This window comes from Deltaproteobacteria bacterium, from assembly GCA_009929795.1.
In the GTDB taxonomy this organism is placed as follows: Bacteria; Desulfobacterota; Desulfovibrionia; order Desulfovibrionales; family Desulfomicrobiaceae; genus RZZR01.
The window spans coordinates 1-14555 of sequence record RZZR01000020.1 but is presented as its reverse complement, the minus strand read 5'-3'; the positions used below and the strand labels follow the sequence as shown (position 1 = coordinate 14555).

12 protein-coding genes are annotated in these 14555 nt (G+C 60.9%); 10 read left to right on the top strand and 2 right to left on the bottom strand.

Annotation, left to right across the window (positions count from 1 at the left end):
• Positions 1-27: 27 nt before the first annotated feature.
• The 6 genes from EOM25_04030 to EOM25_04005 all read left to right on the top strand — a co-directional run bounded on the left by EOM25_04030 (position 28) and on the right by EOM25_04005 (position 7889).
• On the top strand, positions 28-1809 hold the full coding sequence (locus EOM25_04030) for an SLC13 family permease (GenBank protein ID NCC24359.1): 1782 nt from the start codon (positions 28-30) through the stop codon (positions 1807-1809).
• Positions 1810-1834: 25 nt separating this feature from the next.
• Positions 1835-3526: a Na/Pi cotransporter family protein gene (locus EOM25_04025; protein NCC24358.1), complete on the top strand. Its 1692-nt coding sequence runs from the start codon at positions 1835-1837 to the stop codon at positions 3524-3526.
• Positions 3527-3536: 10 nt separating this feature from the next.
• Positions 3537-4253 (top strand): acetolactate decarboxylase, encoded by a 717-nt coding sequence (gene budA, locus EOM25_04020; protein NCC24357.1) that lies wholly within the window; start codon positions 3537-3539, stop codon positions 4251-4253.
• 105 nt (positions 4254-4358) lie between these two features.
• Positions 4359-5009 (top strand): Crp/Fnr family transcriptional regulator, encoded by a 651-nt coding sequence (locus EOM25_04015; GenBank protein ID NCC24356.1) that lies wholly within the window; start codon positions 4359-4361, stop codon positions 5007-5009.
• Between the two features lie 141 nt (positions 5010-5150).
• Positions 5151-7028, top strand: a complete 1878-nt coding sequence (gene cooS / locus EOM25_04010) for an anaerobic carbon-monoxide dehydrogenase catalytic subunit (protein NCC24355.1) — start codon at positions 5151-5153, stop codon at positions 7026-7028.
• Between the two features lie 84 nt (positions 7029-7112).
• Positions 7113-7889, top strand: coding sequence for a carbon monoxide dehydrogenase (locus tag EOM25_04005; protein ID NCC24354.1), 777 nt, complete (start codon positions 7113-7115; stop codon positions 7887-7889).
• Here EOM25_04005 and EOM25_04000 read toward each other — a convergent pair.
• Positions 7884-9011, bottom strand: a complete 1128-nt coding sequence (locus EOM25_04000) for a DUF2786 domain-containing protein (GenBank protein NCC24353.1) — start codon at positions 9009-9011, stop codon at positions 7884-7886. The genes EOM25_04005 and EOM25_04000 overlap by 6 nt on opposite strands.
• A 20-nt stretch (positions 9012-9031) precedes the next feature.
• The gene (locus EOM25_03995; protein ID NCC24352.1) at positions 9032-9829 is read right to left on the bottom strand and encodes a peptidase M48; all 798 of its coding nucleotides are present in this window, start codon (positions 9827-9829) and stop codon (positions 9032-9034) included.
• Positions 9830-10177: 348 nt separating this feature from the next.
• On the opposite strand from EOM25_03995, the gene EOM25_03990 reads away from it, so the two are divergent.
• From EOM25_03990 to melA, 4 genes are all read left to right on the top strand, one after another.
• A complete protein-coding gene (locus tag EOM25_03990; GenBank protein NCC24351.1) occupies positions 10178-11176 on the top strand; it encodes a hypothetical protein in 999 nt (332 codons plus the stop codon).
• Between the two features lie 120 nt (positions 11177-11296).
• On the top strand, positions 11297-12061 hold the full coding sequence (locus EOM25_03985; GenBank protein NCC24350.1) for a sugar ABC transporter ATP-binding protein: 765 nt from the start codon (positions 11297-11299) through the stop codon (positions 12059-12061).
• Between the two features lie 11 nt (positions 12062-12072).
• Positions 12073-13044 (top strand): ABC transporter permease, encoded by a 972-nt coding sequence (locus tag EOM25_03980; protein ID NCC24349.1) that lies wholly within the window; start codon positions 12073-12075, stop codon positions 13042-13044.
• Between the two features lie 5 nt (positions 13045-13049).
• The gene (gene melA / locus EOM25_03975; GenBank protein NCC24348.1) at positions 13050-14402 is read left to right on the top strand and encodes an alpha-galactosidase; all 1353 of its coding nucleotides are present in this window, start codon (positions 13050-13052) and stop codon (positions 14400-14402) included.
• Positions 14403-14555: the final 153 nt, after the last annotated feature.

Sequence of the window (14555 nt, the reverse complement as noted above, 5' to 3'; positions counted from 1 at the left end):
CTGACGCGGTCCAAGGAAATCCAGGCCATGACCGGTGATCAACTGACCGTTTTTGGCATACTCGGCGCCACGTTGGTGCTCTTTGTCTGGGGCCGGTGGAGATACGATCTCGTTGCCCTGGCCGCCCTGTTGCTGGTCTATCTGGCCGGCCTGATCGGGGCCGATCAGCTATTCCTGGGTTTCGGCCACCCGGCCGTGGTCACCGTAGCCGCGGTCCTGATCATCAGTCGGGGACTTTTAAACGCTGGGGTCGTCGACGCCCTGTCCCGCCAACTGTCCCGGGTCGGCACCCGGCCCGTGGCCCAGGTTACGGCCCTCACGGCCATCGTCATCGTCTGCTCCGGATTCATGAACAACGTCGGGGCCTTGGCCCTGCTCATGCCTGTGGCCATCTGGATGTCCCGACGCAGCGGCAGGTCCCCGTCCCTGCTCCTCATGCCCCTGGCCTTCGGCTCCTTGGTCGGCGGGCTGATCACCCTCATCGGCACCCCGCCCAACATCATCATCGCCCTCTTTCGGGAGCAAACGGGCCAGCCGGCCTTTGGCATGTTCGATTTCACCCCTGTGGGCGCGGCCGTGGCCCTGGCCGGGCTGGCCTTTATCTCCTTGATCGGCTGGCGCCTGACCCCCAAGCGCGAGACCCAGGACTCGCCCGACGAACTGTTCGAAATCGACAGCTACCTCAGCGAAATTCTGATCCCCGAGGACAGCGAATTCGTAGGCAAGACGGTCTTCCATCTGATCTCGGCCATGGAGCAGGAGACCGAGGCCTCGGTGGTTGACCTGGTCCGCGACGACCGCCATCTCCCGGCTCCATCTTCATACATGATCATCCAGGCCGGGGACATCCTCATGGTCGAGGCCGATTCCGAGGATCTGAAGACCCTTGTCGACGGTCTGGGACTCCGGTTGGCCGAAAGCAAGACCCACCCCAAGGCCACTCTGGGGTCCGAGGAGGTCCGGATCATGGAGACGGTTGTCGCGGCGGATTCCCCCCTGGTCGGATCCACGGCCGCCGTTCTGGACCTGCGCCACCGTTACGGGGTCAACCTTTTGGCCATTGCCCGCCGCGGCCGCCGACTGAGGCGCCAACTGGGCCAGACCCGGCTGATCATCGGCGACATCCTCCTGCTCCAGGGCACCGACGCCGCTCTCCAGACCCTGCTCAAGGACTGCGGCTGCCTGCCCCTGGCTGAACGGGGACTCCAGATGGGGAGGCCTTCGAGAATCCTTTCCTCCGTGGGCATCTTCATCGCCGCCATGCTCCTGTCCACATTCAACGTCCTGCCGGTCCAGGTGGCCTTTGTGGCCGCCGCGGTTTTAATGATCCTCGTCGGCCTCATTTCCCTGAAAGAAATCTACGAAAGCGTGGACTGGCCCATCATCGTTCTCCTCGGAGCCCTCTTCCCCCTGGGGCACGCCCTGGAAAGCACTGGTGGAGCCAGGCTCATCGCCGAAAAGATGCTGATTCTGTCCGGCCATCTTCCGCCCATGGGAACCCTGGCCGTGCTTCTGGTAGGCACCATGCTTCTCTCCAACGTGGTCAACAACGCCGCCGCCGCGGTCCTCATGGCCCCCATCGCCCTGACCCTGGCCGAGGGCATGGCCGTCTCGGCCGATCCCCTGCTCATGGCCGTGGCCGTGGGCGCCTCCTGCGCCTTTCTGACCCCGGTCGGGCACCAGTCCAACGCCCTGGTCATGGCCCCCGGTGGCTACCAATTCGGAGACTACTGGCACCTCGGTCTGCCCCTGTCTCTCATCGTTGCCGGGGTCGCCGTCCCCCTCATCCCGCTCTTCTGGCCGTTCTAAACAAAATCGATCGAGGTCGTCCCACATGCTCCAATGGTTCGATGGATGGAAATTCCTGGCCGGACTGGGCATCTTCCTTTTTGGCATGTTCATGATGGAGGAATCCATCAAGCTCCTGGCCGGAAGATCCCTGAAGGCCCTGCTTCGCCGCTTCACCGGCACCCGGCTCTCGGCCCTGTTGACCGGCATTGTCAGCACGGCCGTGCTCCAAAGCAGCTCGGCGGTCTCCCTCATGGTCCTGGCCTTTGTCGGCGCAGGGCTCCTGACCCTCGGACACGCCATCGCCGTCATCATGGGGGCCATGGTCGGAACGACCCTGACGGCCTGGATCGTGGCCGTGTTCGGCTTCTCGTTCAAGATCGACGCCCTGGCCCTGCCCATGATCGGCATTGGCGGGCTCGGCCTGATCGTTCTGGGCCACAGCCAACGCTACGTCCACTTCAGCAAGCTCGTGGCCGCCTTTGGCTTCCTCTTTCTGGGGCTGGACTACATGAAGACGAGTGTCGAGGCCATGACGGCCTCTCTCGACCTGTCCTCGCTCCCGGACTTGGGGCTATGGATTTATGTCATGGTCGGAACGGTGCTGACGGCCATCATGCAATCCAGTTCCGCGGCCATCGCCGTGACCCTGACCGCCATCTTCGCCGGAGTCATCGATTTCGGCCAAGGGGCGGCCATGGTCATCGGGGCCAACATCGGGACCACGGTAACCATCCTCATCGGGGCCATCGGCGGCATCCCGGCCAAGAAGCAGGCCGCTGTCAGCTCTCTCGTCTTCAACGTGGGGACGGCCCTGGTCGTGACCCTGACCCTTCCTCTCCTGCTCAGCCTCATCGGCCTGGTCTTTGATCCCGAAAACAATGCAGTCCTGGGCATTGCCGCTTTCCACACCCTGTTCAATTGCATTGGGGCACTCATCTTCTTTCCGGCCATTCCCGTTTTCGAATGTTTCCTGAAACGACTCTTTCCAGAAAAACGGGCCATGCTGACCATTTTCATTCAGAACACCTCGACCCAGGTGCCTGAAGCGGCCATGATCGCCCTCCGCAAGGAAATCCTGCACCAGCTCTCCCTGTCACTCGCCGCTATCGCCCGGCTCTATGCACTGACATCCAAAGGGACCGATCCCGAAACCCGGGCCAAGACAGGCCCGGTAAAGGGCACCGGCCAAAACGGCGCCATCCGCTACGACGATCTGGAAGACCTGCACGCCGAGATTTTCGCCTTCTATGCCCGCATGCAGGCCCACGGAATAGCCGAACCCGAAGCCCTACAATTGGAACCGGTCATCCGGGGCAGCCGGAGCATCATGAACGCCACCAAAAATCTGTTCGAGCTCCATCCCGAAATCGAAGACTTCGGCCGGGACGACACCCCGTTCATGGTCGAAGCTCACGAGGACTTCAAACATCGCCTGGCCGGCCTTGTCGATCGGGCCCTTGCCAGCGCCCAGATCCCCGAAGCCCCTGGAATGGATGAGGAGTTGAAGGCCTTTTTCAAAGCCGTGGAAAACGAGGACAAGCGGTTCATAGGATCCTGCTCCAAGGCCATCGCCCATGGCGCAATTCAGGAAAGGGAAGTGACCCGGCTGCTGATGACCAACCGGTTCTTCACCCAGTCCAGCCGAATGGTCATCCTGAGCCTGCAGGCCGTGATTCGGGGATTCTCGCCCACAGGGGCTCGGCCCCAGGAATTCAACGACATCGTCAAGCCCTGAGAGGAACCCGATGAAAACGATAACGCCCCAACGATCCCTGTTCATCTCCTGCCCGGTGGAGGCCCTGATGCAGGGGCTCTATCAAGCCCCCACGAGCATGACCTCACTGAAAACCCATGGCGATTTCGGCCTTGGAACCTTCAACGGCCTGGATGGGGAGATGATCGTTCTGGACGGGGTCGTGTATCGGGCCGAGGCCTCGGGCCGCATCCGGCCGGTGGACGATGCCGTCGAAACGCCCTTTGCCTGCGTGACCTTCTTCGCCCCGGACACGACTGAAGAACCAGAGAGCCCTGTGAACCGGGAACGGTTCTGGAATTTCCTGCGCGGCCTGATCCCGTCACCGAACATGGCCTACGCCGTCCTGATCCGAGGCGAATTCGACCTGATCCACGCCCGGTCCGTCCCGGCCCAGCAGCAGGGCCGCCCCCTGGTCGAGGCCGCCCGGAATCAGGTCGAGTTCACCTTCACCGACACCCGGGGATCCCTGGTCGGCTTCTACACCCCTGAATTCATCAAGTCCCTGGTCGTGCCCGGGTTCCACCTCCACTTCCTGAATCACGACCACACGGTCGGGGGCCATCTCCTGCACTGCGCTTTGGGCCGGGTTGAAATCGGCCTCATGCACATTCCGGAAATCTCGGTGGCCCTGCCCATGACCCTGGACTACCTGACCGCCGATTTGAGCCCCGACGTCCAGAAGGACCTGCATCAGGCCGAGCGCTGAACCGGGCTTGACATACGTCTTTGCCGTCGAGGGTCAACTGGACGAAACCGGGAAAAAGATGCATCTTCTTTTTTTCCCGACCATCTTGAAAATACGAAACAAACCATGAAGCTGACCGACGTCAACCTGCTCGACGAACTGGCCAAGCCCGAGCACGCCGAACTCCGAGCTCAGTTCATGGAAAGAACCCACGCCAAGGGGGCCTTGATCTATCAACCCGGAGAAGGACCCGATCTGGTCTTTGTGGTCTCCTCCGGTCGGGTACGCATCTACCTGGCCTCGGTGGACAAGGAATTCACCGTGGCCATCCTGGAACCCGGGGCCGTCTATTCCACCCATACCCGGGCTTTTGTCGAGGCCATGGACGAATGCGTCCTTCTGGTCACCGAAACAGGCCGTTTTCATGCCGGCCTGCGGTCCTATCCCGAACTGACCGGGGCCATGATCAACGTCCTGGGCGGCCTGCTCAAGAACTCCTTTTCCATCATCCACGGGCTGGTCTTTCACGACGCGTCCCTTCGACTGGTCGGCTATCTGCTCGAGGAGGCCCGCCATGGCGAACCCTGCGACGACAAGGGCTGCCGAATCATCCGTCTGGGGCTGTTGACCGAGGAAATGGCCAAGATCGTCGGTGCCACCCGCCAGACCGTGTCCATGCTTATTTCCGATCTGGTCCGCTCCGGCGATCTGGTCAAGCTCGGTCGCGGCGAATACCTCATTCCCGACCTGACCCGTCTCGAGGCCAGGCTGTCCTGATTTTTTCTCTCGGCCCGCCTTTGTCCTTCCCGTGTCGGCTAGCCGACAGACATGACCTTCATTTTCAAGAATCATGTCCTTCACGCCAAGCCTACAAATTCTCCGTGCGTCATGACGGAGAAATAAACAACGGGAGGAGCCATGACCAAAGACAAACGAACCATCGATGATCTGACCATCTGGGACGACGCCAAGCAGATGATCCGCAAGGCCCAGAGGGACGGAGTCGAAACTGTCTGGGACCGCTTGGAACAACAGGAACCCCATTGCCCATTTTGCGAAAAGGGCCTGACCTGCCAGAAATGCGTCATGGGGCCCTGCCGCATCAGCGAGAAGAAACCGCGCGGCGTGTGCGGGGCCGATGCCGACCTGACCGTGGCCCGCAACTTTGGACGATTCGTGGCGGCGGGCGCGGCCGCTCACTCCGACCACGGCCGGGATCTGGTCGAAACCCTGCACGCCATCGGCCAGGGGCGAACCACCGATTACGAGGTCCGCGACGAGGCCAAACTCAGACGCATCGCCGGTGAGATCGGCGTGGACGAGGCTGGCAAGAACGTTCAAGAGTTGGCGCTGGCCGTGGCCCGGGCCATGATCCAGGACTTCGGCTTCCAGCACAACAATCTCGGCTTCTTGTCCCGGGTTCCCCAAAAACGCCAGGACCTCTGGAAAAAATTGGGCATCACCCCTCGAGGCATCGACCGCGACATCGTGGAAATGATGCACCGAACGCACATGGGCGTGGACTCCGACGCGATCAGCCTCTGCCTCCACTCGGCCCGTCTCTGCCTGGGAGATGGCTGGGGCGGGTCCATGATCGGCACAGAACTCTCGGACATCATCTTCGGCACGCCCACGCCCAAGGTGGGCAAGGTCAATCTGGGCGTTCTGAAGGCCGACCAGATCAACATTCTTGTCCATGGCCACTCGCCCATCGTCTCGGAAATGGTTCTGGACGCAGTCAACGACCCTGGGATCAAGAAGGAGGCCCTGGCGACCGGGGCCGCCGGCATCAATGTGGCCGGCCTCTGCTGCACGGGCAACGAAGTCCTCATGCGCCAGGGCATCCCCATGGCCGGCAACCATCTGATGACCGAGCTGGCCATTATCACCGGCGCGGTGGAACTCATTCTGGTGGATTACCAGTGCATCATGCCCAGCCTTGTTCAGGTGGCCGACTGCTACCACACCAAGTTCGTGTCCACCTCGGACAAGGCCCGGTTCACGGGCGCCGAGCACGTCGAGTTCAACTACACCAACGCCAAGAGCCAGGCCCGGAAACTGGTGCGCATGGCCATCGAAAACTTTGCCCGCCGCGACCAGGCCCGGGTGGACATTCCCCAGGGGCCGGTGGAACTGATGACAGGCTTCTCCAACGAGGCCATCCTTGGAGCCCTGGGCGGCACCCCCGCCCCCCTCATCGAAGCCGTCAAGGCCGGCCAGGTCCGCGGGGCCGTGGGCATAGTGGGCTGCAACAACCCCAAGCTCAAGCATGACTACGTGCATACCACCCTTGCCAAGGAACTGATCAAGAAGGACATCCTGGTCCTGGTCACTGGCTGCGCCACCGTGGCCATGGGCAAGGCCGGGTTGATGATGCCCGCGGCCGCGGACCAGGCCGGGGCCGGACTCAAAGCCGTCTGCAACTCCCTGGGCATACCGCCGGTCTTGCATGTGGGCTCCTGCGTGGACAATTCGCGCATCCTGCATCTCTGCGCCGTGCTGGCCAACGCCCTTGGCGTGGACATCGCCGATCTGCCCGTGGCCGCCAGCGCCCCGGAATGGTACTCTGAAAAGGCGGCCGCCATCGGACTCTACGCCGTGGCCTCGGGAATCTACACCCATCTTGGCCTGCCGCCGCACATCACCGGTTCGGAAACGGTCACCAATCTGGCCCTGGGCGGCCTGAACGATGTGGTAGGGGCCTGTTTTGCCGTGGAACCCGACCCCTTCAAGGCGGCCGAACTCATCGATGCCCGCATCAAGGCCAAGCGCACGGCCTTGGGCCTTGGCGCCTAGCCGAAAGCCCAAGCCCTCATTCCGCCCGGAGGTGGCCCGCACGGGCTGCCCCCGGGCATTCAATCCTGAAAAACGGGAGCGGACATGAAACTGGCCTTTGCCGGCAAAGGTGGGGTGGGAAAAACGACCATTTGTGCCTGGATAGGCGACTACCTGGCTCGCCAAGGACACGACGTCTGGATGGTGGACGCCGACACGGCCCTGTCCCTGGGCCAGGCCTGCGGACTCGAGGCCGGCGACCTGCCCGAGCCCCTGGTTCTCCGAAAAGACCTCATTCGGGAACGCATCGGCAGGGGGATGATGAACCTGAACCCCGAGGTGTGCGACCTGCCGGCCAATCTGGCCGTCGACCTTCCCCTGGGGGACGACCCCAAACCCGGAATCCGACCTGGTCGCAAACGCTTGCTGGTCATGGGAACGGTGACGGCCGCCGGAGGCGGCTGCGCCTGCGAGGCCAATTCCCTCTTGAAGGCCATTTTACGCCATCTTGTGGTCGAAACCGGAGGGTGGGTCCTTGTCGACCTCGAGGCCGGGGTGGAGCATCTGGGCCGGGGCACCGTGGCCCATGTGGACGGCTTGGTGGTGGTCAGCGAACCAAGCCTGCGCGGATTGCAGACTGCGGCCGGCATCGGCCGCCTGGCCAGGGAGCTTGAACTCGCCCGTCAGGTTCTGGTTCTGAACCGTTCCCCCAAGGGGGCCTCGGTTCCCATGTTGGACGGAATTCCCGATCTGACGACGATCATTCCCACTCTGCCCGGCCTCGTGGCCCGGCAACTGTGTTCGGCCTCGGTCCTGGGGCTTTCCGACCAACCTGGAATCGACGCCTTGATCGAAACTATCCTGTCTGGCCTGAGTTCATGAGTTCAGAGCCCGGCCCGAGCTAGTCGCCTTCGTTCCCAATCCCTTTCGGATCCGGACCTTTTGCCCGGCGTCACGGCCAGACTCGAAGGCCTCCCGCGACCCCGAGCCGCTGTCGACGGACCGGCGCGACAACCGGGGATAGAGACGACGCACCTCCTCCCGAATCTCCGCCTTGTTCCCTTCGATGATCGCCTGCATCGAGACCACTGGCAGGTTCAGCTCGCTTTCGAGTTCGGCCTGCATGGATGGCGTCCGCTTCCGATGGGCAGTGTGCACGCCCTCGATGAAGCCGAACATGAATGTCTTCTTGGCCCGGTACGTCGCCCGGGTCGTCTGCTTGTACCGGTCCCAACATCGTTCGGCCGCCCGGGCCAAAAACTCGTAGACATGCTCGGCGACCTTCAGGGACGCTGGCCGGCCGAACACATGAATTCGCCTGTAGCTCTCGTCGGCCATGGGATCGTAGACACTGCCGACGACGCACTCCACATGATAGTGTTCGATCAGGACCGAGGCCAGATAGGACTCGAAGACCGACAGCCGCTTCTTTTTCCGGCAAATGGATATGTACGCCGCCGGTCGAATTGTGGCCGCTCCGATTCCGCTCAAATTGTACTTGGCCAGCAGATGACAGGCTTTGTTCGAAGCGGCCCGGGCCTCGTGCTCGTTCTCTGAATTGGCCAGGGAGAGGAGTTTTTCGACCCTGCGGATGACATCCTCGCCCTCTCTCCCTTCCTGCGGATCCAGTATCTTTACCAAGTCGTCGACACTTCCCCTGGATGTTGCCCTTTGCAGGGCCGGATGCACACCCAACCGTTCGCAGGCTTGACGGAAAAGTGGGCCGTGCGGCCTTTGCCCGGCATCGGCCAAATTCTCCGATACATACTGGTGGGCCATCTCATGTTTGAGAACCTCGACGACGTAATCCCAAGGGTGCCTTTCGATCAGCCGCGAGGAGATGCCGATGGTCCTTTGCCTCTCGTTCCAGAATCCGAGGGTCGTCTCGCTTCCCGAAATCACGAACACCGGCTTTCTCATGCGAATGCCTCGGGTCCAGCATTGCCGCTCGTGCTCCCGGGCCAGGGCATGGCCCCATCTTAGCTGTCTGTCATCATTCGACATCTCATACTCCCAGACAACGTCTAAAGCAGGAAACGTTTCAACCACCCCAGGGAGCGGTCAGCCCAAGATCGGTTCTTGGGAGGGCCGTCATCATCGGGCTTGGCCTGGAGCCTCTTGGCCCGGGCCTCCGGGGCCGGATGACTTGACAGAAAGGAATGGTCCCCTCCCAATGTGGCCAGCTTGGTCAGGGCCGAGACGGCCGCCTGCCTGTTCCCGCCCGCCGACTCCAGAAAACGGACCCCGAAATCGTCGGCCTCACGCTCCTCTTTTTGTGAAAACTGGGCATTGAGCAGACTCTCGGCCAGGGCGCCAAAAACCGATCTGGCGATCTGCCCGGCCTCGTTCTGCTGCGAGGCGATGGCCTTGCGGACCGCGCTCCCGGCATAGGCCAGGACAATTTTCTCCCGGACGTGGTTTTCAACGACATGCCCCATTTCGTGGCCGATGACGAAAAGCAGTTCATCATCGGTCATCATGTCCATCAGACCGCCATAAATCCTGATGGTTCCGTCGGCCATGGCAAAGGCGTTGACCGTGGGCGACAGATAGACCTTGAAGTCGAATTCCTGCCCTTGGTACCCTTTCAAACCGTCGGTCAATCCGGCCAATCGTCTGGCCTGAGGATGATCCGGCCTGGCCATCACATGCCTGCGGTCGGACTCCGCAGCGATATCCTCGGCCAACCGCCTCAGATCGTCGTCGTCCAGCGTGATCGCCCGGACCGCGTCCGCTCCGGCCTGAATGGCCATGCCCACATCAGTATCCTCGCAGCCGGACAGGAGGATGGCCATTGCAATGCACATCACGAGTCTTATCATCGTTGCCCCTCATGAGCTGATAGTACGCTCCAGTTGCATCATTGGGGACGAAAACCAGGCTCGTCAAGGTCTGGCCGAAGAGCATGGCCCGATGACAAGAACCTTTGACGATGCCCATCTCGTGCTCATCTCAATGCCACGGAAAGATATCTGCCTACGGTCGAAGTCGTCCTGGCCATCGTTTTTCTCGATGCATCCGGGCCACATCCATCCGAATAAATAATTTCAAGGAAATTGATGGATGAACTATACGACTTCAGACAACCTGACTTGGTGGGCAATGAGCCTTTGATCGGCGCCCGAGTTCTCGAATCGTGAATTCACCCTTTACAGATGGAGCAATTTGAAATGAAAGGACAAATTCGTTTAGCGTTGGCGATTTTGCTTTTTGGCGTACTGATGGTCGGCCCGGCATGGGGTGAAGGGAAACTCGCCCAAAGCGGCAAAGGGCTGACCGTCTACTTCGATGTCGGCGGGGCCGTCGGCGAACCATACGCCACCGTGGTCCAGAATGGGGCCGCCCAGGCCGCGGCCGATCTTGGCTGCACGGTCAAATTCGTCTATTCGAACTGGGACCCGCAGACCATGCTCGAAAACTTCAAGAAATCCATGGCCGCCAAGCCCGACGGAATCGTGGTCATGGGTCATCCCGGCGACGACGCCTATGGCCCGTTGGTCAATGAAGCCGTCAAGATGGGCATCATCGTCACGGCATCCGACACGGAATTGCCGATGCTGACCGCGGCCAACCAGTCCAAGGGATTCGGCTATGTCGGAGTGGACAACATGTCCCGGGGAGTCGCCCTGGCCTCCGAGGCCATCCGGCGTTTCGGTCTGACCCAAGGCGACAAGGCCCTGGTCTGGGGCCTGAAAAGCAAACCAACCCGGGGACTTTCCACGGTCGGCATTGTCGAGACTTTGGAAAAAGCCGGCCTCACGGTGGATTATATGGAAATCACCCCTGAAATCGACAAGGACGCATCTCTTGGCGCCCCTCTCATGACCGCGGCCCTGTCGGCCAATCCCGATACCAAGGTGGTGTTCATGGATCACGGGGCCTTGACCGGACAGCTCGAGAATTTCTTCCGAGCCGCCGGGATAAAGCCCGATGCCATCTACGGATGCGGGTTCAGCCTGTCGCCGGCAACAGCCGCAGCCATCAAGAGCGGATACGTCGATCTGGTCGGCGACGGCCAGCCCTTCCTGCAGGGCTATCTTCCGGTCCTGCAGATCGTCCTGACCAAAAAATTCGGCTTTTCGGGTCTGGTCATCGAGACCGGGGCCGGATTCGTCCATGCCGACAACATTGATTTGATCGCCCCTCTGGCCCAAAAGGGCCTTCGCTAAAGGAACAGAGCCCCCTTGCGCGAGCCGGTCCATACCTGACGACCGGCTCGCGTCTCGGCCAGGACCACCCTTTGCTCCTGCGAGCATCACAGCCTCACTTTTCGTCGGAGCCGACTTCCCTTGTCCAAAGAATCAAAAAATCCCCCAATCCTCGAACTCCGCGACATCTGCAAGTCGTTTGACGGGGTGAGCGCCCTTCATCATATCGATTTTCGCCTTCACCCAGGGGAAGTCGTGGCCCTTCTTGGCGACAACGGGGCCGGGAAGTCCACTCTCGTCAAGGTCATCTCGGGAGTGCTTCAGGCCGATTCCGGTGAAATCCGCATCAAAGGTCGATCCATCGACATCCATCGATTCACGGTGAAGGCCGCCAGAAGCCTCGGAATCGAGACGGTCCACCAGGAGCGTTCCCTGGGCGAAAAGCAACCTCTCTGGAGAAACATTTTCATGGGCCGCCACCTGATCAACAGACTCGGATTCATCGATGTCCGACGCGAACGGGCCGAAACCCTGGATATCCTGAACGGTCGCCTGGGGCTTCGGGGAGTCGGCATTGACGCCGATGCCGAGGTCTCGGTGCTTTCAGGCGGGGAGAGACAAGGTTTGGCCATCGGGCGGGCCATGCACTTTCAAGCCGACATCGTCATTCTCGACGAACCGACCACGGCCCTGTCCCTTAAGGAAGTGGGCAAGGTCCTCGACTTCATTGGACAGATCAGGGCGGAAGGCAAGGCCTGTCTGTTCATCTCCCACAACATCGGCCACGCCTACATGGCCTCGGACCGTTTTTTCCTCATGGACCGGGGAGTCCATGTCGGGGAATACAGCAAGGCCGATCTCACCCAGGACGGTCTGCTCCACGCCCTGGTCGAGGCCGCGACATGAGGGAATCGTCGATGCAACCGACTCTTTTGGTCTTTGTTCGTCGATACGCCCCCCAGATCGGCGTCACATCGCTCCTGGCGATACTTCTGGCGATTTTCATGGCCGCCAGCCCCCAAACCTTTCTCGGCCCACGCATCTATTTTTCGTTCTTGTCCACGATCCCCTTTACCGCTCTGCTGGCGATCGGCCTGACCTTTTGCGTGGCCTCCGGCGAACTGGACCTGTCGTTTCCGTCGGTCATGGCCGTCAGCGGGCTGGCGTTTTCCGCGGTCTTCAATGCTTCGGGCAGCCCGACTCTGGGAATCGCGGCCGCCTTGGCCACGGGAGTCGGGGCCGGCTTCCTGAACGGCCTGCTGGTGGTCACCATCGGAGTGCCTTCCATCATCGCCACCATTGGCACACAATTCTTCTGGCGCGGCGCGGCCATTGTCATGGCCGACGGATTGGCCCTCAATCTCGCGGGCATCCGGGAGACAATCACCCATGATGTGCTCGTCGGCCGACTCCTGGGGCATTTCCCTGCTCAATCCCTCTGGTGTCTGGGCCTTGCCGTCGCGTTCTGGTTCGTGCTGAACCGCCATGTCTTCGGAGACGCTCTTCTATTTCTGGGCGACAATTACAAGGCCGCCAGGATGATGGGCGTTGGTGTCGACAAGGCCCGATTCGGCCTCTTCATGCTCATGGGAGGGCTCTCGGCCTTTGTCTCGGTGCTCATCTGCCTGGAAATGGCCAATTGGTGGCCGACCCAGGGAGAAGGATACCTGCTCCTGGTCTTCGCCTCCGTCTTCATCGGCGGCACCTCGGTTTTTGGAGGCAAGGCCACCATCTACGGCACGGTAGTCGGCTCGATCATCATCGGCATCATCGAGGCCGGCGTGGTCGCCGCCGGGCTGGCCGGGTTCTGGACCCGGCTCGTCTACGGTCTGATCATCATCATCTCGGTGTCCGTCCATGCCTTGGTGCTGAAAACCAAAAGGGAGTAGCCCGGATGCCCAGAATCGTCATCGTCGGCGCGGGGAGCGTCATGTTCACCCGGCAATTGTTGTCTTCCCTGTTCGCCCATGAAAGCCTGCAAAATTCCGAAATCGTCCTGGAGGATCTCAACCCGGAAATTTTGGACCGCACGCTGCAATTGACCCGGATGATGATTGCTCAGCATGGCCTGGGAGCCAAGGTGACGGCCACGACGGACCAACGGCGGGCATTGAGTGGAGCGGATTTCGTCGTTTGCGCCATTCAGGTGGGCGGCCTCGATGCGTGGCGGCTGGACATGGATATCCCCCGAAAATACGGGGTCATTCAGGAGGTGGGGGATACATTGGGGCCGGGAGGCATTTTTCGAGCCCTCCGGCACATCCCGCCGGTGCTCTCGATTCTTCGTGACATGGAGGAGGTCTGCCCACAGGCATTGTTCATCAACAAGGCCAATCCTCTGGCGCCCTTGGTCTGGGCGGCGAGGAAATCGTCGCCGATCGCCTCCATCGGTCTCTGCTACGGTGTGACCTACACGGTCGCCCAACTGGCCGGGTATCTCGGCATCGGCCCTTGGATCGAGCATCCCCACAGCCCGGATGCCTGGGGCAAACTCATGTACTCTCCGGTTCCAGATGGAGTGGAGTTCCTGTTTGGCGGTATCAACCACATGTCCTGGATCCTGTCTCTCAAACACCGAGGCCGGGACATGTACCCCGAAATCCGCTCATTGCCCGACAACCCTGATGTTTTCCAGGCCGATGGGGTCCGCTGTGAAATCCTGCGCCATTTCGGGTATTGGTCCACGGAAAATCATTGGCATTTTTCGGATTATGTTCCGTATTTCCGAAAGAACGAGGAGTCCATCAATCGATTCCTTCCCCGGCGATGGAACCTGCTCGATCTCGAACGACAGGTTCATGCCGCAGGCAGGAATGAAATTGAAAGCCAACTGTCAGGCCGGCTTCCCATTGCCGTCAGAAAGAATGTCCTCAATGCGCCAATAATCATAAACGCCATGGTTTCAGGAAAAAAGGTCCGGGTCAACGCGAATGTTCCCAACAACGGGTTGATCGCCAATCTGCCGGACGACTGCATCGTCGAGGTTCCGGTCTACGCCGACGGCACCGGACTGCATCCGGTGGCCGTTGGAGCCTTGCCCCGCCAATGTGCCGCTTTGTGTTCGACCAATATCAATGTCCAAGGACTGGTCGTGGAAGCGGCCCTGGAAAGACGCCCCGAAGCGGCCATGCATGCCCTGTCTCTCGACCCGGTGACGGCCACCGTCTGCACTCTCGATCAAATTCGAGCGATGTTCGATGAATTGCGACATGCGCAACGGCCCTGGCTCGATCGTTGGTTGCACTGAGATTCTTGTCGTGGGCTGTGTCAGCCCAACTTGCATTCCTGACGGATCATTTCGACTACCCGCTCCACGGCCGCCCGCACAGCAGGCGTACAGGTCGGGCAGAATTCCGAGGCGTCTTCGATCTCGATGAGGATAATGCGCAGATCCATAGGC

Excerpts from the sequence above, each read along its gene's own strand:
- EOM25_04030 (NCC24359.1), top strand. The coding sequence starts at position 28 with ATGACCGGTGATCAACTGACCGTTTTTGGCATACTCGGCGCCACGTTG.
- EOM25_04025 (NCC24358.1), top strand. The coding sequence starts at position 1,835 with ATGCTCCAATGGTTCGATGGATGGAAATTCCTGGCCGGACTGGGCATC.
- budA (NCC24357.1), top strand. The coding sequence starts at position 3,537 with ATGAAAACGATAACGCCCCAACGATCCCTGTTCATCTCCTGCCCGGTG.
- EOM25_04015 (NCC24356.1), top strand. The coding sequence starts at position 4,359 with ATGAAGCTGACCGACGTCAACCTGCTCGACGAACTGGCCAAGCCCGAG.
- cooS (NCC24355.1), top strand. The coding sequence starts at position 5,151 with ATGACCAAAGACAAACGAACCATCGATGATCTGACCATCTGGGACGAC.
- EOM25_04005 (NCC24354.1), top strand. The coding sequence starts at position 7,113 with ATGAAACTGGCCTTTGCCGGCAAAGGTGGGGTGGGAAAAACGACCATT.
- EOM25_04000 (NCC24353.1), bottom strand. The coding sequence starts at position 9,011 with ATGTCGAATGATGACAGACAGCTAAGATGGGGCCATGCCCTGGCCCGG.
- EOM25_03995 (NCC24352.1), bottom strand. The coding sequence starts at position 9,829 with ATGATAAGACTCGTGATGTGCATTGCAATGGCCATCCTCCTGTCCGGC.
- EOM25_03990 (NCC24351.1), top strand. The coding sequence starts at position 10,178 with ATGAAAGGACAAATTCGTTTAGCGTTGGCGATTTTGCTTTTTGGCGTA.
- EOM25_03980 (NCC24349.1), top strand. The coding sequence starts at position 12,073 with ATGCAACCGACTCTTTTGGTCTTTGTTCGTCGATACGCCCCCCAGATC.
- melA (NCC24348.1), top strand. The coding sequence starts at position 13,050 with ATGCCCAGAATCGTCATCGTCGGCGCGGGGAGCGTCATGTTCACCCGG.